Raw genomic sequence first — 25,835 nt, 5'->3', positions numbered from 1 at the left:
ATATCTGAGTGGTTTCGTCCACTCAGGGAACTCGAGCAATTGCTCCTGCTGCTCGTGTGATTTCGGCGACGAGTGCCTCGTCACCGATGCTTCCCGAATGTTCTGTGGGCCCGAGCAGCGCAAGCACGGCGAACAAGTCCCCCCGTGGGTCGACGACGGGCGCCGCAAGGCTGACCGTGCCCAATGCTCGTTCCTCGTGAGACACGTGAAAGCGCTGTTCGCGAATCTGTCGCGTTTCTGCCCAGAGGTCTTCTACCGAGAAGGTCTCACCTCGTATCGTGCGCATCACGGTAGGCAGTTCACCGGCGAACTCGTCGAACTCGTCTCTGTCCATATACGCGCTGAATACCTTTCCAAGCCCCAGATGCAGGGGAAGGAGACGACCGTTCGGCAACTCGTACCTCAGCGGATCCTTGCCGTTGATGCGCACGACCTGAACTCGGCTGAATCCGTAACGCACGTAAAGGGCGACCGAAAGGCTCGTTGCAGCTGCAAGCTCTTGCATGTAGGGCTTAGCGTGACGAGAAAGCGCGCTGTCGCGCATGAAGGCATATGAGCTTGCCAGATTTGCCACACCCAGTTGGTAGCGCTGCCCGTCTGCAGCGACGAACTTTCGCTCTTTCAGCACCGTCAAGATTCTCAGTGCGGTTGCTGACGACAGGCCAGTCGCTTGGGCGATGTCGACGAGCCTCTGCGGACCGTCGGCCCTGACGAGCGCTTCGACAACGTCGAGAGCGCGGTCAAGTGAGCGCATTGTGCTGCGCTTCTCTGCGCCGACTTCCGGGCGTTCGCTGGCATCGCCCACGCGACTGGTTTCTGACATTGACTACTCCTCCATCTACGAGTTCTGATGCGCCGGCTCAGACGAGGGAGGGGCATCTCTGCCGATGGACTCCAGTATGTCAATCTCCCTCCGAGCCTTCGCTTCAGCGGCATCGAGAACATCGTCGATCTGGTTCGGCGAGATAACGACGACGCCGTCTTCGTCGCCAGATACGTAGTCGCCCGGTTGGACGACGACGCCTCCGACGGCGACCGGAACATTGATGCGGCCTGGACCGAACTTGTACGGTCCCGCAGGGGTGACGGCACGAGCGAACGTGGGAACTCCAAGCTCCTCGAGACCGGTCGCGTCACGCACGGCACCGTCGATGACGAAACCGGCGGCACCCGCCACCTGTGCGCGACGCCCGATCAGTTCCCCAATCAAGGCTCGGGAGACATCTCCCTCCCCGTTGACCACAATGACATCGTCGCGCTTCACCAGGGGTAAAGCCTCGTGGATCGTCTTGTTATCGCCAGCGCGCGTCCAGACAGTCACCGCGCGACCTGCGAGGCGAGCGCCACCCCACACCGGTCCAATTGCCGAGTTCATGATTCCGAGTCGATCCATCACGTCACCGACGACGGCCACGGGAAGTGCACGGAGGCGTTGCAGTGTTTGGCTCGACGCGTGCGTGTCTGACGGCGGAGTCGGCTGCCGGAGCTCGCTCATTAAGAGCCGGCCTTGATCTCAGGGAGCAGTTCTTTATACGTGTTTTCCTGTTCTTTCCAATAGTCGGCATAGTCAGCGGCGTCGAGGAACGCCGTGGGGAGGCCGAGCTTGTCCATCTGCTTGATGACATCGGCGTTCTGAATGGCCTTCGCGAAAGCATCCTCAAGCTTCTTGGCTACATCGTCAGGCAGGCCGGCGGGAGCAACGTATCCGCGTGCCGTGCCCTCTTCGACGTCGTAGCCCGACTCTTTGAACGTCGGTGCGTCTGGAAGCGACTCGCTTCTCTCGGCATCCATCACTCCGATCACCTTCACATCCTCGTTGCCGTTGTCCACAATGTCGGAGACATTGCCGACGTAGATGTCAACATGATCGCCCAAGAATGCCGTCATGGCCGACGCTGCCCCTTCAGAGAACGCCACAAGGTTGAACTTTGCACCCGTTGCCTTCTCGACGGACAGCATCGCGAACTGTTCTCCTGTCTGAATGCCGGTCGTGGTTGCAGACAGCTCGCCAGGGTGCGCCTTTGCGTAGTCAATCAGCGAGTTGAGGTCTTCAAACTTGCTATCGGACTTCACCGCGATGACTTGAGGGTCGAAGACCTGACGTGCGAGTGGCAGAAAGCTATCGCGAGTCCAGGTCGCTCCGCGCGACTCGTCAAGGGGCGTGACGACGACGGAAGGTGCGCTGACCGCTCCGATGGTGTAGCCGTCGGGCTTGGCATTGGCCACTGCGGTGTAGCCGATCTGGCCGCCCGCACCCGGCTTATTGATGACCTCGACCGTGGTACCCAGCTCTTTCTCGAGTTCAGGAGCGACAACGCGAGCTGCGGTGTCCACTGAGCCTCCGGGCGCATACGCCACGATGAGCTCGATCGCTTTTCCCTTCTGCGGCCAGCTTGATGCGTCGGCTCCTGTGCCGGCGCTGCACGCGGTCAATCCGACGGCGAGTGCGCCGACCGATATGAGCGCTGCAATCGTCTTTGATTTCATCTCATTTCTCCTTTGATTGGGTATTGACGGTGGGTCAGACTTCGACGTCAGCCGTGAGTGCCGCCGGCTTACGAAGTTTGAGCAGTGGCGTGAGCATGATGGCGACTCCGATGAGGATGAAGATCAGCGCAAACGGACGCGTTGCGAAGATGGAGAACGCGCCCTGTGAGATCTCCAACGATTCGCGAAGCGAGCGCTCCATGAGCGGCCCGAGAACCAACGTGAGCACAAGGGGCGCCATGGGGACATCGAGCCTGCGGAAGACCAGCCCGACGATGCCGAAGAAGATCATCACGAAGACGTCGAACACGCTGTAGTTAATGGTGTACGAACCCACCACGAGGAAGATCATGATGACCGCCAAGAGGATGGGGTGCGGAATCTTCAGAATTGACGTCCATACGGAGATCAGCGGCACGTTCAAGATCAGGCAGATGAGGTTGCCGATGAAGAGGCTCGCGATGATCGCCCAGGCAATTTCTGCGTGCTCCGTGAACAACGATGGACCAGGTGTGAGCCCTTGTTGCAGGAAGGCACCCATCAGAACGGCGATCGTCGGAGAGGCGGGAATGCCAAGCGTGAACAGGGGTATCAGCGCCGAGTTCGCGTGTGCGTTGTTCGCCGTCTCTGGGCCCGCGACGCCTTCGATAGCACCCGTGCCGAGCTCTTTGCGGTGCTTGGAGAACTTGGTCTCTGCCCCGTAGGAGAGGAGTGAGGTCACGGTTCCGGTGAGTCCCGGAACCAGTCCAGTAAGAAAACCGATGATCGAGCCACGGCCGATTGCCGGAGCTGCCCGACGCATGTCGGTCTTGTTCGGAAGCATCGCACGAAGGCCGCCCTTGAGTGCGCGAGTTGACCCTTCCGGGGTGACACTCACGAGAATCTCGCTGAGCCCGAAGATGCCGACGATGACGGCGACGAAGCTGACTCCGTCGAGCAAATGCTCGTTGCCGAACGTGAAGCGTGGCATGCCGACGACGGGGTCGATGCCCACGAGTGCGATCAAGAGGCCGAGGATTCCCGAGATCAGCGCCTTGACCATCGACCGGCCCGCGAGTGCGACGAGCAGCGATATTCCCAGCACCATGAGCCCGAAGAATTCTGGAGGACCGACTTTGAGACCGAGCGACCCCAGTGGTTTTGCGGCAATGACAAGTCCTGCTGTGGCGACGATGCCTCCGACGAATGAGCCGATGGCGGCGATGCCGAGTGCGACGCCGGCACGCCCTTTCTTTGTCATCTGGAAACCGTCGATCGCGGTGATCGCCGACGCAGCTTCTCCCGGAGTATTCAGAAGGACGCTTGTAATGGTTCCGCCGTACTGGCTGCCATAGAAGATCGCACCGAGCATGATGATTGCGCTCGTTGGGTTCATGCTCAGCGTCAGCGGGATCAGTATTGCCGTTCCCGCAACGGGGCCTACTCCCGGAAGAACTCCCACCAAAGTTCCCAGGATGCAGCCGATGAGGGCGAAGAGCAGATTCTCGGGCGTGAGCGCACTCGCGAACCCGCCGAGCAGCTGGTTTAAGACGTCCACGATGATCACAGTCCGATCAGGTTGAGGAATTCAAAGCTTGAATAGGGCAGCGCGACCGACAGCAAGTCATTGAATATGTGGAAGACGCCGATGCTGCCGGCCAGAGCGATCAGGAGCACCGTGTACCAGCGGCGACGTGCGCGAAACCCCAGGTGATAGACGAGGAAGAGGAACATCGGAATCTGATAGCCGAGAGGAACCATGACGATTGCCAAGACGATGAGACTCAGGATGATGTTGATGACATGTTTGCGGGCGAGTCGTGACGCCTCGAGTTCTTCTCTCGATGTCTCCTGTGCATCCGCATCTGACTGCTGGGCCAGGTCGGCGATCGAACGACTTGTGTCTTCGACCATGTCGAATGCGGCCGTGTGCAGAGATCGTGTGGTGCGCTCCTGGCGTTCTTTCGCCCATGACCGCTGCGTTTGAATGAACCACGCGAACGCCAAGAGGAATAGTCCGATGCTGAGGAAGAACGGGAAGAAACCCGCCCCAGGGCCGAGAGTGACGAAGAGCCCCAGATCGAGGGAGTTCCATGCAATGAGGGCGGATAAGAGGAGAAGCACGGTTTGGGCGCCGATGATCAGTCCGTGCGGTGCTTCGGAGTCAGTCGCCGTGGCCGACGACGGCTCGGCATCGTGCGCATGCCGCTCTGGGGTCGGGGAGTTCACGTGTGTCAGAACCTTTCGCCTTTGAAGAAGGTTGCGGAGACGGTCATTTCGGTGCCGCGAATCAGAGAAGGTGAGGGGATCGCGGAAGCTCAATGTTTCATTGTGTGAAACATTATTTCACTGTGGTGAATGAATAGAACTCCATCTCAATCCATTTGTCAACAGGATCATGCGAGTTTCACCTCGTGCAGCTCACCGCGAGAACTGTGCGACGAACACAGATAGCGACATTTGCGTGTTTAAGAAGACACAATTGCGAAAGTCTTTACAATTTGCAATGGGTATTGCAGAATGTGAGTCAACTGACCGTGCTTCATTGTGAAAGGACAACTAGTGCATTTACCGTTCAACCGCTCCACGATCCGATCGGGTGTGGTGATGACCCTTGTGGGCGCGCTCGCCCTGGCCGGGTCGGCATTCATCAACACCTCCATCCCGAGCGCACAAGCCACATCGGGTGGGGAGACCGCCAGCTCGGTCACCGCCGGGCACCACAAAGGAAAGAAGCCACTCGTGTTCGCGCACCGGGGGTCGTCGAAATACGCGCCGGAAGAAACACTCGCGTCCTTCAAACGGGCCATCAAAGACGGAGCCGACACGCTTGAGGGAGATATCGCTCAGACCAAAGACGGCGAGCTTGTCATCATTCACGACGACACGCTGAGCCGCACAACAAATGTCGAAGAACTCTTCCCCGACCGGGCCCCGTGGAATGTGCGCGACTTCACCCTGGACGAGATCAAGCAGCTTGACGCGGGTTCATGGTTTGACCCGGCATACGCCGGTGAGGAAATGATCACCCTGCAGGAATGGGTCGAGTTCACCGACCGCCGCGTGGGCCTCTACCCTGAGATCAAGAATCCCGAACTCTACCCGGGTATCGTCGAGAACGTCGCGAACGAGTTGAAGGACCTCGGGTATACCAGTGAGGGTAAAGCGAAGAATGGTGCGCCGCAGATCTGGATTCAGTCTCGCAATCCCGAGCCGCTCAAGCAGTTCCACGAGCTGCTGCCTGATATTCCGGTCAATCCGTTTGGTATCGACGGCGAGGTGTACTCGTACGTGACAGCGAGTGATGAGGAACTTGAAGAGTTTGCCAGCTGGGGAACCGGCACTCTGTGCCACCCTGGGCTTTCCACGGCACCGCAGATTGAGCGGATGCACGACTTCGGCGTCAAATGCGTGAGCGAGGTCTCGGACAGCCCAGAACTCATCGGCATGGCGGTGAACCAGGGCTATGACGTGGTGCTCACGGATGCTCCCGATGTAGCCAAGGCGGTCATCAAGGGCAAGAACCCACTGCCGAACCGCAACGGTGTCATCGTCGATAGCGTCGTCTATAACCCGGAGGGTGACGACATTGCAGAGAATGGCGGCGAGTACGTCTTGCTTCGAAACACAACGAAAAAGGCAATTGACATTAGCGGGTACACGTTGCGGGACTACAGCTACAACGTCTTGCAGGTGGGAGAGGATGCGGTCATTGAGGCCGGCAGCTTCTACACGGTGTACGTGGGTCCCGGCACTGATACCGAGACCGCTCATTTCAACGGATTCACCAAACAGATTTTCAGCGACACGCTGACGGATCACGTCTATTTGTATAACCCGAAGAAGGTCGTGGAGGATATCTACGCATATTTCGTCGCATAGCGCGAAGCGGGTGCTGTGCTGCTGGTCGGGGACACTCGGCCAGCAGCACTGTGTATCGGCCCTTTTACGTCGACCGAGTCGCAGTTCAGACGTTTGCGAGAACGAAGTCTGCTGTCGCGGCATCCGTCACGAGTGTATTCACGATGCCGCTTCGGACGGCTGCGAGCACGGCAGCGTGCTGATGCTCGCCCCCGCCGATGCCGACAACATCGGGGACTGCGCGGAGGAGATCTGTCTGCATGGCGACGCAGCGCCGGGTGAACTCCTGCCCAACTACCTCTCCGTCCGCGGTGAGGAGAGTTCCGATGAGTTCCGCTGACGGGTTCGCCTCACGGAGCTCAGCGAGCGTGGCCTTGTTGCAGGCATCGTAGAACGCTGATGTCTTCTCGCCCCATGTCGCAATCGATGCGACCAGCGTCGTGATGCTAGGGAACATCGCCACAGTTCGCGCGATGCCGGGCTCGTCGTTGATCTGCTGCGTGAGCTCGGCCGTGGGGAGAAGGCCCGGAGCATACATCGGATAGCTCGTGGCGCCGGAAAGCTGTGCGAGCCGGCGGATCGTCTCCACGGGACTCTCCGTCAACGTGTCGACGCGGACAACGCCCGTAGTCTGGACGATCGCCGTGCACGCCAGCCTCTGGGTGGAGCGGCCGATCATATGCGTGGTGCGCCCCGAGGAGAGTCCCAGAATGTCGGCGGGCCCGAGGTTCTCGGTGAGGTAGCCTCCAGCAGCACCCGCAAGAACGGTCGAGAGGTCGCCCTCGACAAGAGGGGGGCAGACGATGGCTCGCTCGACCGAGGTGCGCTCTACCAAGGCTCGAGAGCGGTCAGCATCCAACCCGTCGGGCCGCATCAGCGAAATCGAGACATATCCACCGTCGCGTGCCTCGCTGAGAAGCCCTCCGACACGGAACCTGCTGATTCCGAGCTCTTCGCTGATGACGGCCCGCGCAATTCCGTCGATGTAGAACCGACGTGCCGCGTAAAGCACGGCATCAGCCCGGCCAAGCGATGTCTTCCCGCGGCGTTCCGGTGCGCTCATGTGGTCTCCTCAATTTCAGCCGACGGGCATTGAGCCCTGTGCAGATTCTACCCGGGGTTGCAATATGCAATAGGTATTGCATATTGTAAATCATGCGGTACGAACGCTGACAGACTCTTTGACGAAAGGCCCTCACTCTTCGATGACAAACGCGACAGTCCTTCCCGCAACGGCCTCCGAGCGGCGGATCTTGACTCAGGGCACATTTCAGGCGCGCGATGCTGGCCGTTATCCGGCCGAAAATGGCGCACAGGTGCGCGAAGGAATGTTGTTTCGGTCGGACGCGCTCTCTGCACTTACCGCTGACGATCTTGAAGAAATGAAGCGTCGTGAGATTGGGCTCGTGATCGATCTGCGCGAGAAGATCGAGTCCGATGCCGCGCCCGACCTGCTGCCCGAAGGCGTCGAGTACCAACGCATTCCGATTTTCGAAGAGACCCTCTTTCAAAATGACTTCGACGCGTTTCCCACGCTGCTCGGTCAATATCAACTCGTGCTCGACCATCACTCTCCAAAGCTCGCAGAAGTCATTGCGGTGATCTCAGACGCTTGTGCGGCACAGACTCCCGTTGTGGTGCACTGCACGGCCGGAAAGGATCGAACTGGGCTTGTCACGGCCCTGGTGCACCTGGTACTCGGCGTTGACGAGCAGTTTGTGCTGACGGACTATGGTGCGAGTCAGATCATTCTCGGCATTGACTTCGACGGAGCAGTTCGCGATCTCTACAACCGAGCAGGGCTTCCCGGTGCAATTCTGGGTACAGAGCCGCACAAGGCACCGCCGATGTATCTCAAGGAGACGCTTGCCGAGATCAACAGGCGGCACGGGTCAGCTGAAGCTTTCCTCATCGACCAGGGTTTGAGTGAAGCCCAAATCACGGCTCTTCGCGCTGGTTTGCTGGAGCATTGACCACTTAACACCGAAACACCAGTTCAAAGGAGAATTCATCATGAAGCTTAAGCGGATAGGACTCGTCGCCATCGCGGCGGGAGCTGTCATCCTCAGCGGATGCAGCGCCCCCTCAGAGTCGAACGACAGCGGCCAAAAACTTGTGCTGTATTCGAGTGAGTCGACAATGCCTGAGTTTGCAAAGCGCTTCGAACAAGAGAAGGGCATCTCCGTCGAAGTCGTCGAAGTCAGCTCCGGGCAGTCGGATGCCCGCGTCAGCGCGGAGAAAGACAACCCTCAGGCCGATGTAGCAATTTCGGGCTCGTACCCGTCGGATGATCACCCTGAGTTGTATCGCGCATTCGAAGGAGCAGTCGACGTCTCCAATGTCGACGAACGGTATCTGCACGACGACTACGGCATCCCCACCATCGTGAACCCGGTGGTGTTCGCATACAACAACGACGTGCTCGACGGACGTGCCGCACCGACGTCGTGGGAAGACCTTGGCGACCCGAAGTGGAAGGGCGAGATCTCCATCGCCGACCCAACGCAATCCGGCAGTGCGTTCAACGCACTCGCGGCCGTTTACGCCTCTGGAGGCTGGGATCTGGTGAAGAAATTCGCCGCGAATGTTGTTATCGCCCAGAGCTCGCTCGGACCGATACAGGCGCTGTCCAACGGCGAAGCGGCCATCGGCATCGGTGCGGAGAACTCCGTGTATCAAGTCGCAGACGGTACCGACATCGTGGCTGCGTACCCCGAAGACGGCATCATTGTGAACGTCGGCATGTTCTATCTCATTGCCGACAGCTCAAACCAAGAAGCCGCCGACACATTCATGAATTGGATGCTCTCGAGCGACACGCAGACCTGGATGCAGTCCGAGCACAAAGGCATGCGCTCGTCGACCACTGACTCGACGGACCCCGAAGGCGTTCCCGGTGTGTCATCAATGAATATCATCGACGTTCCCGACGACGTCACTGACGACAAGTCGTCGTTCCTCGACGAGTGGACGAGCATTCTGACGTCCGTCAACTGAGGTAGTCCCCCGCGCCCTTCGTCCTTCGCACCCGATCTGAAAGTGCTCTTTAATGCAGAGAACAGTCCAAGACTCCTCGGTCTCTCTTGACAACGTTCGCATCGAATACGGCGGCAATGCTGCCGTGAAGAACGCGAGCTTTACGATCGCGTCAGGTGAGTTCTTCACACTTCTCGGTCCGAGCGGATGCGGCAAGACCACTCTGCTGCGGACGATCGCCGGGTTCAACCGCCAAACGTCCGGCACCATTCGGATCGGCTCGACAACGATCGACGACCTTCCGGCTCACCGTCGTGACACGGGAATGGTGTTTCAGAACTACGCGATCTTTCCGCACCTCAACGTGCGGGAGAACATCGCCTACGGATTGCGCGCTCGAAAGCTCAGCAAGACAGAGATTGACTCTCGGGTGAAGGAAGCACTCGAGATGGTCGATCTCACGCGCTACGCGGACCGGAAGCCTCAGAATCTATCCGGCGGACAGCAGCAGCGCGTCGTGATCGCCCGCGCGATCGTCGTTCGGCCACGTGTGCTCTTGATGGACGAGCCGCTCGCAAACCTCGACGCGAAGCTGCGTGTGCGCCTTCGCAACGACGTGCGAGCTCTGCAGCAAGAGCTCGGAATCACCACAATCTATGTGACTCACGATCAGGAAGAGGCGCTGGACATCTCTGATCGCATCGCCGTAATGAGTAAGGGGGAGGTGCTGCAGGTGGGCGCGCCCGAAGAGATCTACGCGACGCCGCAGCACCTCTTCGTCGCGCAGTTCGTCGGGGAAGGCACCTTCCTTCCCGCTCAGCTTCGAGACGATGGGCGGACGGCGGTTCTCTCGAACGGCACAGTCATTCCGGTTCGTGCCGCTGACGCAGCATCCGGTGCCTGCAACGTCGGCCTGCGGCCCGAGGAGCTGAACCTCGCGCGGGATGATGAGCGCGCAGATTTTGACGGCACGATCGTCTCACGTTCGTACCTTGGGCCTCACGTTCAGCTGCGCGTCGACATCGGCCTCGAACAATCTCTTCTGCTTCGGGTTCCCGCAGCGTTCTGCCCCCGTTCCGTTGTGGTGGGGTCGTCGGTCAGAGTTGCACTCGCAGCCGATGCTGCCGTCTTTCATGACGGCGAATCGACGGCAACGGACGCGGATGAGGTGCTTGCCTGATGACCGAGGTGATGATCGCGGGGCCGGTGCGCACCAGCGCATTCGCCAAGTATCGCCAGGGGTTCAACTTCTGGACGCTTATGCCGCTGCTTGCCATTGCGTTGTTTCTGATTCTTCTCATCTATCCGCTCGTGCGGATGTTTGTCGAGAGTTTGACAGGTACAGACGCCGATGTCCTTGGCGTGTACGCAGAGCTGTTCAGTAAGGCGTACTACTACGAGTCACTGATCAACAGCCTATTCATCGGTGTCGTTGTCACGATTCTGGCCGGCGTTGTCGGCGTCACCGTCGCCTACCTCGTCTCACGTTTCAACGTGCCGGGCAAGCTCTTCGTTCGCGCATCCGTCGTTCTGACGCTCGTTTCGCCGCCGTTTATCGGCGCCTATTCGTGGATTCTGCTCTTTGGCGCCAACGGGCTGCTACGCAAGGGGTTGGAAGGCGTCGGCATCGATCTTCCGTCTATTGTGGGCATCCCGGGGCTGATCGTCGTCTTGACTCTTCAGGGACTGCCGTTTGTCTTTCTGATGACAAGCTCCGCGCTATCGAACGTCGATCAGAGCGTCGAAGACGGCTCGATCAACCTCGGTCGCACCCGCACGAGCACCTTCTTTCGAGCAATCCTCCCGCTGCTGCGCTCTGGAATCTCAACGGGCATGCTGCTGGTGTTCGTGACGGCATTCGCCGACTTCGGCACCCCTGCCATCATCGGCAAGAACGTTCGCGTCTTTCCGACGCTCGTGTACAACTCATACATCAATGAGGCGCAGGGCGCGAACTTCTCGCAGGCGGCCTCGCTCTCCGTCGTTCTGCTCGTCGTCTGCATCGGTGCGCTTCTCATTCAGCGCTCATACGGCAAGCGGCACAGTTATGGCGTTGCTGCTGTGACCCCGCTGGCCCCGATTCGCCTCACCGGAGGTAAGCGAGCCCTGGCAACGGCCGTCGTTTATGCGGTCATCCTCATCGCGATTCTTCCGCTTCTGACTGTGATCGTCACCTCGTTTCTCAAAACTGAGTTTCAGCGATTCACCACGGAATTCACGTTTGACGGGTACACAACAGACCCGGCATTGCTGTCGTCGCTCGGGAACACTCTGATGTTCACCACGATTGCCACAGTGATGTGCACGGTCGCGGGCTGCCTGGTCGGCTACGTGATCGCTCGCCGTCGCACGCGCTTCGGTGCGGCGATTGACCTGCTGTCGATGGTGCCCTATGCCGTTGCCGGCGTTGTCTTCGGAATCGCCTTCAGTATGGGCTTCGGCAGTGCGCCGTTCTTCCTTGCCGGCACCGGAACGATCCTCGTTCTGGCCTACTTCATGCGCCGTCTTCCGTATTCGATCCGTGCCGTGTCGTCGCTGCTTTCGCAGCTCGGGACATCGGCGGAGGAAGCATCCGTCAACCTGGGGGTTGCTCCCGCGAAGACGTTCTGGCGCGTGACTATTCCCATGATCATGCCCGCTGTTGCATCGGGTGCGCTTCTCACGTGGGCGACGGTGATTCGAGAGTTCAACGCAACCGCCATTTTGTATGGCAGCCAGACTGCGACAATGACGGTTCAGGTCTTCAGCAATGTCTCATACGGGCACTTCGAAAACGCGTCAGCGATGGGAACGATCCTCATCATCGTGAGCCTCATTCCCGTGATCATTCTCATGACGGCATTCGGAAAGAACGAGGAGATCTTGATTTGAGCGCCGCGAAAGCAAACCGCCGGCCCGCGTCACCACTTCTGAGCCGGCGTAATCGGACGCATTCGACAGCCGGAAGGACGATCGGTGACCACCACGCTCAGTTCAGCTACCCTCGACGCGCTTGACCCGCGGATCGCCGTTCCACAGTACGATCGCGCGACGGTTTCGGTAGGCGTCGTCCATCTCGGCGTCGGCGGATTCCACCGGGCGCACCAGGCCGTCGTTATGGATGATCTTCTGGCATCCGGCCAGAGCGAATGGGGAATCTGCGGTGTCGGATTGCTCGACGGAGATGTTCGCATGCGCGATGCCCTTCGCACCCAAGACACGTTGTACACCCACGTGACTCGAGCTGCAGACGGTCGCACCGACGTGCGAGTGATCGGCTCGATCGTGGAGTACCTCTTCGCCCCCGAGGAGAGGGAACTGGTGCTTCGGCGACTTACAGATCCCGCGACACGAGTCGTCTCCCTGACGGTCACCGAGGGCGGCTATCTGCAGAGCCACGCGACGGGAAGGTTCGACCCGGAAGCAGCGGCAGTCGTCGCAGATCTCGCATCTCCCGAGGTACCCAGCGGGGCGTTCGGCTATATCGTTGAGGCGCTCAGGCTTCGTCGCGACCGCGGCATCCGGCCCTTCACTGTGATGTCGTGCGACAACATTCGAGCAAACGGGGATGTCGCTCGCAGCGCAGCTCTTGGGTATGCGTCGCTGAGGTCTCCAGATCTCGCTGAGTGGATAGCCGACAACGTCAGCTTTCCCAACTCGATGGTCGACCGCATCACTCCCGCCACGTCAACCGAGGTTCACGAGGTTTTGCGGAGTGAGTACGGGCTTGACGATGCCTGGCCCGTTGCCAGCGAAGACTACTTTCAGTGGGTGCTGGAAGATGATTTTTGCAACGCCCGCCCGCCATACGAAGATGCCAGGGTTGAGGTCGTGCGTGATGTCGTGCCGTTTGAGCTCATGAAGCTGCGCATGCTCAACGCGAGCCACCAGATACTCGCCTATCTTGGCTCCGTCGCGGGCTATCGGCTCGTGCACGAGGCGGCCGCCGATGAGGCACTTCGTCACGTGCTCCGCCACTTCTGGCTGAACGAGGCGATCCCCACTTTGACGCCGATTCCCGGTGTCAACTTCGTCGACTATGCGGAGTCGCTGCTGTCGCGTTACGCCAACCCTCACGTCAGAGACACTCTCGAGCGACTTGCGACCGATGCCTCAAACCGTATTCCGGTGTTCGTGCTCCCGATCGTCGCCGATTGCCTTACCGGTGGACTTCCGCCGACCGTGGGTGCGCTGACGGTCGCGACGTGGGAAAAATACGTGCGCGGAATTGACGACAACGGTGACGAGCTCATTCAGCACGACAACCGGGCGGATGCTCTGCGGAAGCGTGCCGTGGCAGGATCCACTGGGGTTCATGGTTTTCTGGGGGATCCGGCCGTCTTTGGCGACCTCGGCAATGACGCCACATTTGTTGCGCAGTACGAGCAATGCCGAACTGTTCTCGAGAGCAACACGGTCACCAACGCCGTCCGCGTCGTGCTCGGGCCGGTGTCCGTCCGATGAGCGCGGTCATCATCGGCGAGTCGCTGGTCGACGTAACCTGTCGTGCAGACGGAACCGTCAGCGAGACGCCAGGCGGTGGCCCGTTCAATATTGCTGTGGGGGTGTCTCGGCTTGCTGTGAGCACGTCTTTGCTGACCTCGATAGGCACCGACGCTCGAGGCCACATGCTCGTGGAACGCCTCCGGGGCGACGGTGTGAATGGCATTCTTCATGGTGTGCCTGAAACAAGTGTTGCCCGTGCACAGGTCGATTCGAACGGAATCGCATCGTACGAATTCGATATTGACGGCTCCTTCGAGCTCACTCCAGAGATGCAGAGAGCACTCGATTCCGCGGATGCTGTACACACGGGCTCTATCGCGGCGCACTACGGAGCCGGAGCGGCCACAGTGCTTGAGGCGTTCACGACGCGGCGGGGAAAATCCCTCGCGACGTATGATCCCAACTGCCGGCCGTCGATTACTCCAGATGCGCAGATTGCGTGCCGTCAGGCGGAGTCGTTTGTCGCCGCGAGCGACATGGTCAAGGCAAGTGACGAAGACATGGAGTGGCTGTATCCCGGTGTGCCGATCGCTGAGGTCGCTAGACGCTGGCTGATGCTTGGAGCGAACCTCGTTGTCGTCACGCGTGGCGCAGACGGCCTTTGGGGTATCACTTCGGGCGGTGTTGAGGTAGCTGTTTCGGCTTCGTCAACCCAGCTTGTCGACACGATCGGAGCGGGCGATTCCGCGATGGCCGCGCTGATCGTCGGGGCAATTCAACACGGTGCAGTTGGAGAACGAGCGCGCATGGTGCTCAGCTCGCTGACCGCCGATGACCTCAGGAGGATGCTCGACGAGGCGGCGCTCGCCGCGGCAATCACGTGTTCGCGTGCGGGGGCGAACCCTCCGACAGCAGCGGAGCTTGGGCTCCAGCTCGACTGATCGGCAAATGTGCGAGGTTCAACTCACCGGCATGTGTCGTGCTCGGTGTTAGAGGCGGATGCTTGAGGCTCGGGTGACGAGTTCTGGGGCGATTTGGCGGCGCATCGTGGGTCCGGTGTCGCCGGCGAGGCGTTGCAGGAGGCGGGAGACGGCGAGTTCGCCGATGATGCGCGAGGGGAGCTTCACCGAGGTGAGGGCCGGGGAGGCCCAGGCGGCGTAGGGGTGGTCGCCGTAGCCGGTGACGCACACGTCTTCCGGTGTGCGGATGCCGGCTTCGTCGAGGGCGCGCAGGGCGCCGAGCGCGAAGTCGTCGTCACCGAGTGCGATCGCGTCGAAGGAATGGCCCGAGGCGATGAGTTCGACGCAGGCGCGGTATGCCTCTTCGGCGCGCCAGGATCCGCGGCCGGCTTCGAAGCGGCGTGATGGGACAGAGACGGCATGCGCGACAGCATCCGGTGTTTCTGAAAGTGCTCGGTCGAAGCCGTGGCGGCGTTGTTCGACTGTGCTGATCTCGAGGTCTTCGTCGAGAATTACCAGTGACCGGCAGCCCTGGCTGATGAGGTGTCGCGTTGCTGCGTATTGACCAGCTTCGCTGTCGACTCCCACGAAGTCGCAGTCGAGGGCATCGACCTCGCGGCTCACCATCACGACCGGCACGTCGGCGTCGACCAGTGTCGGCCACGGGTTGTCGTCGTGCTGCACGGGGATCGCGATGACACCGGCGACGTCGGAGCGCATGATGTGGTCGACGATGTCGCGTTCGCGGGCGCTGTTCTCTTCGGTCACGTACACGTCGAGCGAGCGGTCGGCGGCGCGGGCGCCAGCTTCAATCGCGGCGAACAGCTCGGCGCTGAACGCGTGCATGGGGGAGGGGATTGTGAGGGCGATGCTCTTGGAGCGGTCGTTCGGGTCGTCGTCGATTCGGCGCGAGAGATACCCAATGCGCTTGGCCTCGGTTCGCACGAGCTCGCGAGTGCGCTGACTCACGCCGTCGCGACCAGTCAGTGCGCGCGACGCCGTGTTGGCGGAGATGCCGAGGTTGTCGGCAAGTTCCGCGAGTGTCGGGCGGCGCTTCACCATGCGATCTCCCCTTCGGTTCGTGCGCGAGCTACTTAGTACTGTATCGATGCGACGTGGGCATGACCGCATCCGATTGACCCGACCATGCCCACATCGGCGTTCCTATTCTTTGAGGGCGAGCACGACCTTGATCAGGGGCGACGTGTCGCCGGTGATCGTGAACCGCAGCCAGCCGCCAAAGTCGCGGATCGTGCCGGTGCCAAGGTGCGGAGCGTCGATCGTGACGGCATCCGATTCATGATCCACCCATTGGATGCCGTTGGGTGAGACCTGCGCTTGCACGGCCACGGTGCCGGCGGCCTCGGGGTCGAGGAAGTGCACGAACCATCGCGCTTCACTTGCCCATGCCGTTTCGAACGGTTCGGTGTGAATGACGTCGTCGAGTGTGATGCCGCGCTCGAGGACCGCTGTCTGTGACTGTCGCATGGTGATCACCAATCCGCTGAGATGACGACTGAATCGAGGTAGAGGAAGTTGCGCTTTCCCGAGAGGGTGCGCACCGAGAAGTAGAAGTTGAGCAGGTTCTCGAGTGAGCCGTAGCGCTCCTCGTACGGTGGAACGGGAACGTGGCTCCAGTCCATGACTCGGTCGTTGAGCTGCAGCTCGACGTTTTTTCGCTTATCGGTGTCGATGACCCAGCGCAGGTAGTGCCAGTTGACCTTGGTCGGCACCTCGTTCATGCAGAGTTCCTGCGGCTCGCCATACACGCGCCAGTCTTCAGGGTTCGGTGCCGTGAAATCGGTGGCGTAGGGGTAGTCGACCTTGCCCTCGAAGTGCTCGCGCGGCGTCGGCTCGGGCACGACCGGGTACTTCCACTGGCGGAGCATGTTGCCCTCTTCGTCGGCATTCTGGTAGCGCGCCACCGTGTGGTAGCGCAGACCACCATCGCCGCACAGGTCGGTTGCGACGGTGAACGCGCCGAACTGAGCCTCGGAGGGATGCTTGTTGCCGTCCCACTCCATGTCGCCGAACGCGTTGTCGGCGTCGTCTTCGTCGAGTGTCGCCTCCGCCTTGTACGCGATGTACGCCTCGATCTGCAGCAGGCCGCGGCCGCTCATGGTGAGACGCCGGATGGCCGTGGCCGTGTGGCCGGGGTAAGGGCGCGTCGCGAGTTTAAGCGCGTAGGTGCCCGACATGGCGCCGTGCGTTCCGACGTCGAAGAAGTCGCAGGTGGAGAGCTGTGGCGAGCGGAAGTCGCGGAAATGACGGTCGAGCGACTCAAGATTGCCCTGCCCGTCGTAATTGCCGCCGAGCTCGACCCAGCCGTGCAGGCCGGTGTTGAAGTCGTCGTGCGCGAGAATGCGCGAGAGCGGATTGAACTTCGAGAGATTGGGATCCGATCGCAAGAGAGCTGTTCGCAGCTCTGACGCGGTGGTCGATGTGTCAGTCATGCGTTAACGTTAGCAATCACGTTAGAAAAGTACAAAAGGTTGCGTTTAACGTTGTGTTGCTTCTAGTGTGATGTCTTGTTCACGAATGAAAGGGTTCTGCGATGACGCGAGCACGGATCAAACGGGCGACGATTGCGTCGACCGTCGGCACGGCCTTGGAGTGGTACGACTTTTCTCTGTACGGAACTGCGGCAGCCCTCGTGCTTCCCGCAGTGTTCTTCCCCACTGCAGATCCCGTCGTGGCGACGCTCTCCTCACTCGCCACGTTCGCAATCGGGTTCTTTGCTCGGCCCGTGGGCGGTGTTCTGATCGGTGTGCTCGGAGACCGCTTCGGCAGACGGCAGATGCTCTTCGTGACGCTACTGCTGATGGCGGCATCCTCAGTTCTCATCGGTGTTCTGCCGACGTATGCGCAGGTCGGCGTTCTCGCGCCGGCGCTCCTCGTGTTTCTTCGCATTCTGCAGGGGCTGGGCGCGGGCGGCGAGTACGCGGGAGCGATGTTGCTGTCGGCTGAGCATTCTGGCAAGACCACTCGAGGTCTTAACGCGTCGATTCCGAGCGTTGGCAACGCAATGGGCTCACTCGTAGCGACGGGAATCTTCTTCCTCTTCGAGGCAGTCTTATCGGACGAGGCATTTCTGGCGTGGGGATGGCGTGTGCCGTTCCTGCTGAGCATTGTGCTCTCGATCGCCGCGTTCATCATTCGACTCAAGGTGGAAGACAGCCCCGAGTTCACGCGGGAGATGAACCTGCGTGGGGTGGTGCGGATGCCGTTCCGCACGATGTTCAAGCTCAGCGGACGTCGCGTGCCATTGGCGATGCTCATGAGCATCGCGCCGAACATTCTGAGCTACCTGCCGTCGGTCTACGCGCTGACATACCTGGCGTCGACGGTGGGGGCTCCGGCGTGGATCGGACTCGTCGGCATCATCATTGCGAACCTTCTGAAGCTCGTGACGGTGCCGACTGCTGGGTGGCTCTCTGACAAGTTCGGCGCTCGCCGCATCATGATGATCGGTTCGGTCGCTGGTGCAATCCTGTTCTTCCCGTTCTTCTTCATGCTCGACACGGGAACGCCGCTTGTCGTGTGGGCAGCGCTCGTGATGATATTCACACTCTGCTGCGACCTCACGCTCGCGTCGCAGGCGTCGATGATGTCGACGCTGTTCCACGTGCGAGTTCGCTACACGGCTGTGACGTTCAGCCGCGAGATCACGGGAGCACTCGTCGGCGGAACCATTCCGTTCGTCGCCGCGTGGCTGACGTCGGTGGGCTCTGGATCGCCGTGGCTCGTCTGCGTCTTCTGTGCGGCAATGTGTCTCATCTGTGCTGTCGGCACGTACTTCCTGCCCTCGACGGAAGCCGACGATGAAGTGCACAGTGAGGAGTCGGTGCGGCAACACCGATAGTTGGGGGAAAGAACGGAATGCCCGTGCCGCGTGACCCGGCACGGGCATTCCTGCGTCGCGGTGACTATAGACTTCTGTAGGCTCGTCGCATGCCCAGAGCGTCAGACAGTAGAGCCACGCTGAGCGACACGCTGCGCGGATTCTGGCGCGGGCTGCGCGACTACGACCCGTGGAAAGTGCGGCTTGTCGATCGCGGACGGGTCGCATTCAGCGTCACCTGGAGTACCGGGTTGAGCGCGATGATGTGGATCGGTGGCGCGCTGCTGATTGGGGCAGCTGTCGTGTGCGTTCAGGCGTGGTCGTTCGCATGGTTTCTGCCGGTCATCGGCGTGCTCGCAGTTCTCGGCGTCGTGGCTGCGTGGCGCACACCGACCTTCGTCGCGGACCCAGAGTTCGACGCGTCGCTGATCACGCCGGGGGCAATCTATTGCAGCGATCGACGAGAGAACAGCCGGGGTGAGGGCGTTCCGAGCGACATGGCCTGCGTTGTCATCGCGGTGTTTAGGCATCACGGCGCTCAGGCGAAGCCCGTGTGGATTGCGCTCGCCGACGGCACGAGGCGCACGTTTGCTCTCAACGCGACGACAAGAATTATCTTTCCCCACGACAACTTCGGACGGTGGCGAATTCCGAGGAGTGCGCCCCTCGAGTACCTGGATGCTCCGCCTCTCGATGTGCTGACTCTCGTTGAGAGCGTGTGGGACAACAGCGTGAGCGAGCCGTCGAAGGCCGGTGCGATCACGCACACACTCGGCTGGTCGCAGCAGCGTGCGGAGCGCGCGGTGGCAGACGGAGAGCGGTTGAACCTCATTGAGGTTCAGGAACGCGGTGGGTTCTCTCGCACGGAGAAGTACCTGACGCTGACGAATGCCGGATGCATTTGGTTGGCGCAGGAGGCACGATCGTTGGGAATTGAGATTTACGCCGGGGCCGAACAGTCCAAGCAGGAGGGCAATGTGACCAATTACGGCAACATGAACTACAACAGCCCCGGCTCGGCAATCAATACGGGAAGCGGCAGTGCCAACGTCAACGTGAGCGTGACTGTCGACGAGCTCACCATCAACAACCTCACAACCTTGGCCGATTCGTCCGAGACAATTGCACGTCAGGTCGACGAGACTGATGCGGAATTGATTCGGGATGCTGCGGCAGAGATCCGCCGCGCTCTTGCGCAGCCGGAGCCGGATGGCAGCGTGCTCAAGGGTGCAGCTCGCACCGTTCTGCGCGCGGGCGGCAGTGTCGGGCTCGGTGTTGTCGGGAACGCCGCGTGGGAGGCGCTGAAGATCTGGGCAGGAATTCAGTAGAGACGCTGCCTTCGCAGACGTGCGCTGACGTTTCAGTGTTCACCGGATTCGGTGAGTGGCGGATGCTTGCCGGCTGCGTGCTCATTGTGCGTTCTCGTTGCACGTTGACGAATGCTCGCGGGTGGCGATGAGCATCCCATATTGACTTTTCCCTGCCGTCCTTGCATACTCGCATGTACATAGTTGTCCACATACAAATTGGTTCGGATCGATGAAGATTGCAGTGATCGGAAGTTACGGCGCAGGCCTCACCATGAGGGTGCCGCGAGCGCCAGAAGCCGGTGAGACGTTGACCGGCGACGCGTTCGAATCGGGGCCCGGAGGCAAGGGTTCCAACCAGGCCATCGGCGCTGCACGACTGGGCGCAGACGTCTCGTTGCTGACCGCGATCGGCGACGACGACTTCGGCCGCTCCGCCCTCGCGCTGTGGAGAGACGAAGGAGTGGATGCTTCCAGCATCCTGATCTCTGACGCTGCTCCCACCATGGCCGGCTTCATCATGGTCGAGCCCTCGGGCGAAAACCGCATCGCCATCGCACCCGGCGCGCTTGACTTTCTGAGCGAGAGTCACGTCGAGGCGTTCCGCAGTGAGATCGCTGCAGCGGACATCGTGCTCGTCTCGATGGAGATTCCGATCTCCGCCGTCGCAGCCGCTTTGCGGATCGGCCGGGAAGAGGGCGTTCGGACGGTGCTCAACCCGGCGCCGGCACGTCCGCTCTCTGCCGAGGTGCTCAGCAACGTCGACATCATCACGCCCAACCAGACCGAGGCGCGCATCATCCTCGATCTCGACGATGCCCCGAGTGGCGATGAGGCGCTGGCGCGGCTCATCGCCGAACGCATCGATGGCGCCGTCGTTCTGACGCGCGGCTCCGACGGCGCGATCGTCGTCGAGAACGGTGAGGCCCTGCACATCGCTCCCATTCGCGCAGCGCAGGTCGTCGACACGACGGGAGCGGGCGACTCGTTCAATGCCGCACTCGCGGTCTCTCTCGCCGGCGGCAGCTCGCTTCGCGACGCCGCCGCATACGGCGCACAGGGTGGTGCGCACACGGTCGCCACGAACGGCGTCGTTCCGGCCCTCCCTACCCACCACGACTTGAGTTCCACGATCGGAGAGTCTCAGTGACCTCAGCTACAGCCACCGCTACTGCCCCACGGCGTGGATCGTTCGACCCGCGCAAGCTGCTCCACGCTCGCGAAGCCGGCGTGTTCGCCGCCCTCGTTCTTCTCTTCATTCTCGGCGCCGTGCTGTCGCCGAGCTTCATGCAGGCGGGCAACCTGCTCTCTGTCGGTCAGCAGATCTCGCAGATCGGCATCATGGCAATCGGCGCGACATTCGTGATCGTCAACGGTGAGATCGATCTCTCCGTCGGTTCGGTCTACGCGTTGTCTGCCATCTCGACCGGTCTCGCAATCGAGAGCGGCACATCGTGGCCGATCGCGACGATCATCGGCCTCGCCGTCGGCGCTATCGCCGGGCTGCTCAACGGACTCGCCGTTGTCTTCCTCGGAGTGCCGAGCTTCATCGTCACGCTGGGAACCCTCAGCGTCTTTCGCGGGGTCGCCCTCCTCATCTCCGACGGTGCGCCCATCTCGCTCAGCTCGAGCCAGGCAGGCGTCGACGAATTCAACCTGATCGGTCAGGGGTACCTGTTCGGCGTGATCCCGATGCAGCTCATCGTGTTCGCCGTCATCGCCGCGATCGGCGTCATTCTGCTCTCTCGCTCGCGCCTTGGCTTCAACACCTACGCCGTCGGCGGCAACCCCGAGGCGGCGCGACTCGTCGGAATCGAAGTGAAAGGCGTCAAGCTCACTGCCTTCATCATCGCGGGCCTCACCGCCGCTGCTGCTGGAGTTCTCGGGCTCTCGTTCCTCTCTTACGTGCAGGGCGTCACCGGCACCGGCCTCGAACTGACCGTCATCTCCGCCGTCATCATTGGTGGCGCTGCGCTCTTCGGAGGATCGGGAACGATGTGGGGAACCATCATCGGTGTCGCGTTCATCGGTCTGCTGCAGAACATTCTCAACATCAACGGAATCTCGTCGTTCTGGCAGACCGTCGTCACGGGCCTCGTGATCGTGGCGGCCGTCGCCACAGACACCTGGCAGCGCAGACGAAAGACCAAGGCGTGAATCATGCCGCGCCGTTCGCCATTCGAATCAGTTCATATCACGACCCTCGTGAGTTCGGACCAAAGGAGGACCGATGTCTTTGAAGAGTAAAGCCCGCCGACTGCTGGCGACCGGTGCCGTCGCCGCTGTCAGCGCCATGGTGCTGGCCGGCTGCGGCGCGATCACCCCGGCAAACTCCGGTGCAGACGACGCCAAGTTCGAGCTCGCCGATTACATTCAGCAGCGCATCGACGACGGTGAGCCGCTGCGCATCAAACTCAGCTACCACGACCCCTCCCTCGCATTCGCCACCCCGATCAAGGCGGGCATGCAGAAGGCGGGCGACGAGCTCGGCGTTGACGTGAAGCTCATCGGCCCGACGGGCGGCGACGCTGCCAAGCAGGTGTCCGAGCTTCAGACGCTCATTCAGCAGCAGGCCGTCGACGGGCTCGCCGTGTCATCAGCATCCAGTGACGCGCTCAAGCCCGTGATTTCGCAGGCGTATGACGCCGGCATCCCTGTTATCTCGTTCAACACAGACAACCCGGGCTCCGACCAGATCGGTTTTGTCGGCCAAGACCTCACGGCATCGGGAGAATCCGAGGCGCAGGAGCTGCTGAAATCCCTCGGCGACAACCCCTCGGGCAAAGTCGTCGTCTTCTCGCTCGACACCGGTGCAGGGTGGTCGCACGACCGCTTTGGCGGGTTCGAGGATGCTCTCAAAGACACCGACCTCGATGTCGTCGGCCCCGTCAACGTGGGCAACGAGCCGAGTGAGGCGTACAACACGGTCGAATCGACGATGTCAGGGCAAAAGGATGTTGTCGCCATCGCCGGTCTCGACTGCTGCTCGACGACGGCCGCAGCCAAGTGGATCTCTCAGTCAGGCAACGCGGGCGAGATCGCCATGGTCGGCTTCGACCTGCTGTCGACCACTGCCGACTACATCGAGAAGGATGTTGTCACATTCACGATCAGCCAGAACCCGGCGGAACAGGGGTACCAGGCGGTGAAGGTGCTCGCGGACTTCCTGCAAGACGGCACGCCGATTGAAAGCGTGGACACCGGGGCGCAGATCATCACTAAAGAGAACCTCGGCGATGCCACGGTGGAGGACTAATGGCGTCCCACACTCCGCTCGTTGAGATCAGAGAGCTCTCGCGCAGTTTCGGCCCGGTCAAGGCGCTCGACACGGTGAGCTTCGACATCGTCGACGGTGAGGTGACGGGCCTGGTCGGAGAGAACGGCGCGGGCAAGTCGACCCTGCTGAAGATTCTTGCCGGCCTTCAGCCGCCGAGCTCCGGTGAAGTGATCGTCGACGGACAGAAAATACAGAGCTTCGATCCGAATACCGTGCTCACGAAGCACTCGATCGCGATCGTGCCGCAGGAGCTCTCGCTGCTGCAAGACCGCACCGTCGCCGAGAACATCCTCGCCGGCATCGAACCCGGGTCGCGGCTCTTCCCATCCAAGCGACAGATGGATGCTCGAGCGCGCGCACTCTTGGCCGAGCTCGACCTCGACATCGACCCCGGCGCGAGCGTTCGCCAGCTCGACCTCGCGATTCAGCAGCTCGTTGTCGTCGCGCGCTCCATTGCGCGCGGCTGCACGGTGCTCATCCTTGACGAGCCGACCGCAATGCTCACTCCGGCGGAGGCCCGCAGGCTCTTCGCCCTCATGGAGAAGCTCAAGGCAAACGGAACCACCATGGTCTACGTTTCGCACCGCATGCCAGAGATCTTCGACCTCTGCGACCGGCTCGAAGTACTGCGCGACGGCAAGCACGTGGCGTCGTGGCGGCGCGACGAGGTGACTCCGGACGACGTCGTTGCAGCCATGGTCGGTCGTGAGCTCGGTAAGTTCGATGGACGAACCGAGCGACCGTCGACGAGCGGCGATTCGCCAGCCCTCGCGGTGACGGACCTCAGCGGAAAACGACACGACGACGTCTCATTCGAGGTGCGTCCCGGAGAAATTCTCGGCGTTGCCGGGCTGCCGGACTCCGGCCGTGTCGAACTGCTTGCCAACATTTTCGGAGCCGGGCGATCGCGCTCCGGAAGCGTCCGCCTCAACGGAAAGCCCTATGACACACGGTCACCGATCGCGAGTGTCGGGCACAAGCTTGGCTTTCTACCGGGCGAGCGTCGCGCGCAGGGGCTTTTGACGACGATGACCGTCGGCGAGAACATCGGGGTGCTCGGCACTCGGGCGAATTCGACGCTCGGAATGCTGAAGAAGGGCACGATCGCCCGATCGGCGCAGGCATTAGCCGAGCGGATGCGGGTGAAGACGGCGAGCCTCGATACACCGATCACGAGCCTCTCGGGCGGAAACCAGCAGAAGGCACTCCTCGCCCGCTGGATGTCCATCGACCCCAAGGTGCTGATGCTCGATGAGCCGACGCGCGGCGTCGACGTGGGAGCGAAGGTGGAGATCTACGAGCAGCTCTTCGGGCTTGCCGACCGTGGCGTCGCGATCGTGTGCTCATCGTCAGACCTGCCCGAACTGCTCACGGCGACTGACCGCATCCTCGTGATGCGTGAGGGCCGCGTTGCGGGCGTGCTGGAATCACGCGACGCAACAGAAGAATCGATCATGGCGCTCGCCACCAACGCGTCGGCGGGCGAGCTGAACTCCACGAAGGGAACGTTATGAAACGCAACGGCATACTCAACGCAGAACTGAGCGGCGCGCTGGCCACCCTCGGCCACACAGACCTGATCATGGTGGTCGACGCGGGCTTCCCGATTCCGCGCGACGCCCACCGTGTCGACCTGGCCATCGCCGAGAACCTGCCCGACCTGCGCACAGTGCTCGGCCTTCTCTCGGACGAACTCGTCGTCGAGGGAGTTGTGCGTGCAGAAGACGTCACCACGAACAACCCGCGTCTCGACGAGTGGATTCAAGGCCGCTTCACCGACGCGGAATTTACGACCCGCACGCACGCCGACATGCTCGGCGAGCTTGCACAGCAGGCCAAAGTGATTGTGCGCACTGGTGCCTTCGAGCCCTGGGGCAACATCGGGCTCTACTGCGGAGTCGACGTGCCTCGCTGGTTCCACGGCGACGGCATCGTCGCACCCGACTACTACGCGTCAAAACTCTAAGACCTCGAACACATAGGAAGATAAATATGACTGACACCACCGCGACCGGCACGTCAACTCTCTCGCCGGCAGAGCTGGCGCCCTACATTCAGCACACGAAGATTGAGACGGGCATCACCCGTGACCAGATGATCGCGCACACGCGTGAAGCGATCGAACACGGCTTCAATGCGGCAATGGTTCCCGCGTCGTGGGTGCGAGAGGTTGCAGCCGAGCTTGCCGGAACCGGCGTAGAGCTTGCCACGGCACTCGACTTTCCGACGGTTGGCGTGATGACCAGTGCCGGAAAGGCGGCGGAGGCCGAGGCGATCGCCAAGCAGGGGGCAACGCAGCTCGACATCGGCGTGCAGGTCGGGTGGCTCAAGAGCGGAATGTACGATGCGTTCCGTGACGACATTGCCGGTGTTGTGAAGGCGAGCGGCATCCCCGTGAAGGTGATGCTTGAGCTTCCGCTGCTCACGGACTCCGAGAAAGAGACCGCGGTAGAGCTCGCGATGGAGGCCGGCGCTGCATTCTTGAAGAATGCGTCGAGCGGTCAGATCGAGACGGCGAACCCTGACAGCATCCGGTACCTTGTCGAGCGTGCGCGTGACGGCGTGAAGGTTAAGGCGTCGGGCTCGATCAAGTCGTATCGTCAGGCCCTGAGCCTCATCGACGCCGGGGCCGTTCTTCTCGGCACGAGCGCCGGCATGTCGATCATCAGCGACACCGGGGACGAAAACACGACGAGCTACTGACGTCTGGGTATCACCGCCTG

24 protein-coding genes are annotated in these 25,835 nt (G+C 61.2%); 15 read left to right on the top strand and 9 right to left on the bottom strand.

The genetic code is table 11. The annotated features are described in order from the left end of the window. Positions 1-22 precede the first annotated feature (22 nt). From HCR76_RS15695 to HCR76_RS15675, 5 genes are read right to left on the bottom strand one after another with little or no spacing between them, the layout of a single operon-like run. Positions 23-823: an IclR family transcriptional regulator gene (locus tag HCR76_RS15695; RefSeq protein ID WP_166987144.1), complete on the bottom strand. Its 801-nt coding sequence runs from the start codon at positions 821-823 to the stop codon at positions 23-25. 15 nt (positions 824-838) lie between these two features. Beyond that, positions 839-1,495, bottom strand: coding sequence for an RraA family protein (locus HCR76_RS15690; protein ID WP_166987148.1), 657 nt, complete (start codon positions 1,493-1,495; stop codon positions 839-841). Next, a complete protein-coding gene (locus HCR76_RS15685) occupies positions 1,495-2,487 on the bottom strand; it encodes a tripartite tricarboxylate transporter substrate binding protein (protein WP_166987151.1) in 993 nt (330 codons plus the stop codon). Before HCR76_RS15685 ends, HCR76_RS15690 begins: the two co-directional genes overlap by 1 nt. Positions 2,488-2,521: 34 nt before the next feature. Beyond that, entirely contained in the window at positions 2,522-4,024 is a 1,503-nt protein-coding gene (locus HCR76_RS15680) for a tripartite tricarboxylate transporter permease (protein ID WP_166987154.1), read from the bottom strand. Between the two features lie 5 nt (positions 4,025-4,029). After that, complete coding sequence (locus tag HCR76_RS15675; protein ID WP_166987157.1) at positions 4,030-4,695, bottom strand: tripartite tricarboxylate transporter TctB family protein; 666 nt, start codon at positions 4,693-4,695, stop codon at positions 4,030-4,032. Between the two features lie 333 nt (positions 4,696-5,028). Here HCR76_RS15675 and HCR76_RS15670 point away from each other — a divergent pair, with 333 nt between their 5' ends. After that, positions 5,029-6,348, top strand: a complete 1,320-nt coding sequence (locus tag HCR76_RS15670) for a glycerophosphodiester phosphodiesterase family protein (RefSeq protein WP_166987160.1) — start codon at positions 5,029-5,031, stop codon at positions 6,346-6,348. 85 nt (positions 6,349-6,433) lie between these two features. Here HCR76_RS15670 and HCR76_RS15665 read toward each other — a convergent pair whose 3' ends face one another. Beyond that, entirely contained in the window at positions 6,434-7,390 is a 957-nt protein-coding gene (locus HCR76_RS15665; protein WP_166987163.1) for a sugar-binding transcriptional regulator, read from the bottom strand. Between the two features lie 142 nt (positions 7,391-7,532). Here HCR76_RS15665 and HCR76_RS15660 point away from each other — a divergent pair, with 142 nt between their 5' ends. The 6 genes from HCR76_RS15660 to HCR76_RS15635 all read left to right on the top strand — a co-directional run bounded on the left by HCR76_RS15660 (position 7,533) and on the right by HCR76_RS15635 (position 14,669). Beyond that, positions 7,533-8,300, top strand: coding sequence for a tyrosine-protein phosphatase (locus HCR76_RS15660; RefSeq protein WP_166987165.1), 768 nt, complete (start codon positions 7,533-7,535; stop codon positions 8,298-8,300). Between the two features lie 40 nt (positions 8,301-8,340). After that, positions 8,341-9,324, top strand: coding sequence for an extracellular solute-binding protein (locus HCR76_RS15655; protein WP_166987168.1), 984 nt, complete (start codon positions 8,341-8,343; stop codon positions 9,322-9,324). Positions 9,325-9,376: 52 nt separating this feature from the next. Further along, positions 9,377-10,483, top strand: coding sequence for an ABC transporter ATP-binding protein (locus HCR76_RS15650; RefSeq protein WP_166987171.1), 1,107 nt, complete (start codon positions 9,377-9,379; stop codon positions 10,481-10,483). Beyond that, on the top strand, positions 10,483-12,174 hold the full coding sequence (locus HCR76_RS15645; protein WP_166987174.1) for an ABC transporter permease: 1,692 nt from the start codon (positions 10,483-10,485) through the stop codon (positions 12,172-12,174). Before HCR76_RS15650 ends, HCR76_RS15645 begins: the two co-directional genes overlap by 1 nt. 84 nt (positions 12,175-12,258) lie before the next feature. Next, complete coding sequence (locus HCR76_RS15640; protein WP_166987177.1) at positions 12,259-13,746, top strand: mannitol dehydrogenase family protein; 1,488 nt, start codon at positions 12,259-12,261, stop codon at positions 13,744-13,746. After that, a complete protein-coding gene (locus HCR76_RS15635; RefSeq protein WP_166987180.1) occupies positions 13,743-14,669 on the top strand; it encodes a carbohydrate kinase family protein in 927 nt (308 codons plus the stop codon). Before HCR76_RS15640 ends, HCR76_RS15635 begins: the two co-directional genes overlap by 4 nt. 48 nt (positions 14,670-14,717) lie before the next feature. On the opposite strand, the gene HCR76_RS15630 is transcribed toward HCR76_RS15635, so the two are convergent. The 3 genes from HCR76_RS15630 to HCR76_RS15620 all read right to left on the bottom strand — a co-directional run bounded on the left by HCR76_RS15630 (position 14,718) and on the right by HCR76_RS15620 (position 17,140). Next, entirely contained in the window at positions 14,718-15,749 is a 1,032-nt protein-coding gene (locus HCR76_RS15630) for a LacI family DNA-binding transcriptional regulator (RefSeq protein WP_166987183.1), read from the bottom strand. 102 nt (positions 15,750-15,851) lie between these two features. Beyond that, positions 15,852-16,175: a hypothetical protein gene (locus HCR76_RS15625; RefSeq protein WP_166987186.1), complete on the bottom strand. Its 324-nt coding sequence runs from the start codon at positions 16,173-16,175 to the stop codon at positions 15,852-15,854. Positions 16,176-16,180: 5 nt separating this feature from the next. After that, entirely contained in the window at positions 16,181-17,140 is a 960-nt protein-coding gene (locus HCR76_RS15620; RefSeq protein WP_166987189.1) for a DUF6772 family protein, read from the bottom strand. Positions 17,141-17,241: 101 nt separating this feature from the next. Between HCR76_RS15620 and HCR76_RS15615 the strand changes: the two genes are divergently transcribed. From HCR76_RS15615 to deoC, 8 genes are all read left to right on the top strand, one after another. Then, the gene (locus tag HCR76_RS15615; protein WP_166987192.1) at positions 17,242-18,549 is read left to right on the top strand and encodes an MFS transporter; all 1,308 of its coding nucleotides are present in this window, start codon (positions 17,242-17,244) and stop codon (positions 18,547-18,549) included. Positions 18,550-18,638: 89 nt separating this feature from the next. Further along, a complete protein-coding gene (locus HCR76_RS15610; protein ID WP_166987195.1) occupies positions 18,639-19,856 on the top strand; it encodes a hypothetical protein in 1,218 nt (405 codons plus the stop codon). Between the two features lie 211 nt (positions 19,857-20,067). Then, positions 20,068-20,985 carry a ribokinase gene (locus HCR76_RS15605; protein ID WP_166987198.1) on the top strand — a complete coding sequence of 306 codons (918 nt, stop codon included), beginning with the start codon at positions 20,068-20,070 and terminating at the stop codon, positions 20,983-20,985. After that, complete coding sequence (locus HCR76_RS15600) at positions 20,982-21,992, top strand: ABC transporter permease (RefSeq protein WP_166987202.1); 1,011 nt, start codon at positions 20,982-20,984, stop codon at positions 21,990-21,992. Before HCR76_RS15605 ends, HCR76_RS15600 begins: the two co-directional genes overlap by 4 nt. A 73-nt stretch (positions 21,993-22,065) precedes the next feature. Further along, the gene (locus HCR76_RS15595) at positions 22,066-23,091 is read left to right on the top strand and encodes a sugar ABC transporter substrate-binding protein (RefSeq protein ID WP_166987205.1); all 1,026 of its coding nucleotides are present in this window, start codon (positions 22,066-22,068) and stop codon (positions 23,089-23,091) included. Then, on the top strand, positions 23,091-24,626 hold the full coding sequence (locus HCR76_RS15590) for a sugar ABC transporter ATP-binding protein (RefSeq protein ID WP_166987208.1): 1,536 nt from the start codon (positions 23,091-23,093) through the stop codon (positions 24,624-24,626). The genes HCR76_RS15595 and HCR76_RS15590 overlap by 1 nt, the downstream gene beginning before the upstream one ends. After that, positions 24,623-25,078, top strand: coding sequence for a D-ribose pyranase (gene rbsD, locus HCR76_RS15585; RefSeq protein ID WP_166987211.1), 456 nt, complete (start codon positions 24,623-24,625; stop codon positions 25,076-25,078). The genes HCR76_RS15590 and rbsD overlap by 4 nt, the downstream gene beginning before the upstream one ends. Positions 25,079-25,104: 26 nt before the next feature. Next, complete coding sequence (gene deoC, locus HCR76_RS15580; protein ID WP_166987214.1) at positions 25,105-25,815, top strand: deoxyribose-phosphate aldolase; 711 nt, start codon at positions 25,105-25,107, stop codon at positions 25,813-25,815. The last annotated feature ends 20 nt before the right edge of the window (positions 25,816-25,835 follow it).

Source organism: Paramicrobacterium chengjingii, assembly GCF_011751765.2.
Lineage (GTDB): Bacteria > Actinomycetota > Actinomycetes > Actinomycetales > Microbacteriaceae > Paramicrobacterium > Paramicrobacterium chengjingii.
The sequence above is the reverse complement of the archived record's forward strand: the minus strand, read 5'-3'. Positions and strand labels throughout refer to the sequence as shown.

Excerpts from the sequence above, each read along its gene's own strand:
- rbsD (WP_166987211.1), top strand. The coding sequence starts at position 24,623 with ATGAAACGCAACGGCATACTCAACGCAGAACTGAGCGGCGCGCTGGCC.
- HCR76_RS15625 (WP_166987186.1), bottom strand. The coding sequence starts at position 16,175 with ATGCGACAGTCACAGACAGCGGTCCTCGAGCGCGGCATCACACTCGAC.
- HCR76_RS15595 (WP_166987205.1), top strand. The coding sequence starts at position 22,066 with ATGTCTTTGAAGAGTAAAGCCCGCCGACTGCTGGCGACCGGTGCCGTC.
- HCR76_RS15645 (WP_166987174.1), top strand. The coding sequence starts at position 10,483 with ATGACCGAGGTGATGATCGCGGGGCCGGTGCGCACCAGCGCATTCGCC.
- HCR76_RS15655 (WP_166987168.1), top strand. The coding sequence starts at position 8,341 with ATGAAGCTTAAGCGGATAGGACTCGTCGCCATCGCGGCGGGAGCTGTC.
- HCR76_RS15610 (WP_166987195.1), top strand. The coding sequence starts at position 18,639 with ATGCCCAGAGCGTCAGACAGTAGAGCCACGCTGAGCGACACGCTGCGC.
- HCR76_RS15665 (WP_166987163.1), bottom strand. The coding sequence starts at position 7,390 with ATGAGCGCACCGGAACGCCGCGGGAAGACATCGCTTGGCCGGGCTGAT.
- HCR76_RS15635 (WP_166987180.1), top strand. The coding sequence starts at position 13,743 with ATGAGCGCGGTCATCATCGGCGAGTCGCTGGTCGACGTAACCTGTCGT.
- HCR76_RS15650 (WP_166987171.1), top strand. The coding sequence starts at position 9,377 with ATGCAGAGAACAGTCCAAGACTCCTCGGTCTCTCTTGACAACGTTCGC.
- HCR76_RS15685 (WP_166987151.1), bottom strand. The coding sequence starts at position 2,487 with ATGAAATCAAAGACGATTGCAGCGCTCATATCGGTCGGCGCACTCGCC.
- HCR76_RS15605 (WP_166987198.1), top strand. The coding sequence starts at position 20,068 with ATGAAGATTGCAGTGATCGGAAGTTACGGCGCAGGCCTCACCATGAGG.
- HCR76_RS15615 (WP_166987192.1), top strand. The coding sequence starts at position 17,242 with ATGACGCGAGCACGGATCAAACGGGCGACGATTGCGTCGACCGTCGGC.
- HCR76_RS15660 (WP_166987165.1), top strand. The coding sequence starts at position 7,533 with ATGACAAACGCGACAGTCCTTCCCGCAACGGCCTCCGAGCGGCGGATC.
- HCR76_RS15630 (WP_166987183.1), bottom strand. The coding sequence starts at position 15,749 with ATGGTGAAGCGCCGCCCGACACTCGCGGAACTTGCCGACAACCTCGGC.
- HCR76_RS15590 (WP_166987208.1), top strand. The coding sequence starts at position 23,091 with ATGGCGTCCCACACTCCGCTCGTTGAGATCAGAGAGCTCTCGCGCAGT.
- HCR76_RS15695 (WP_166987144.1), bottom strand. The coding sequence starts at position 823 with ATGTCAGAAACCAGTCGCGTGGGCGATGCCAGCGAACGCCCGGAAGTC.
- HCR76_RS15620 (WP_166987189.1), bottom strand. The coding sequence starts at position 17,140 with ATGACTGACACATCGACCACCGCGTCAGAGCTGCGAACAGCTCTCTTG.
- HCR76_RS15690 (WP_166987148.1), bottom strand. The coding sequence starts at position 1,495 with ATGAGCGAGCTCCGGCAGCCGACTCCGCCGTCAGACACGCACGCGTCG.
- deoC (WP_166987214.1), top strand. The coding sequence starts at position 25,105 with ATGACTGACACCACCGCGACCGGCACGTCAACTCTCTCGCCGGCAGAG.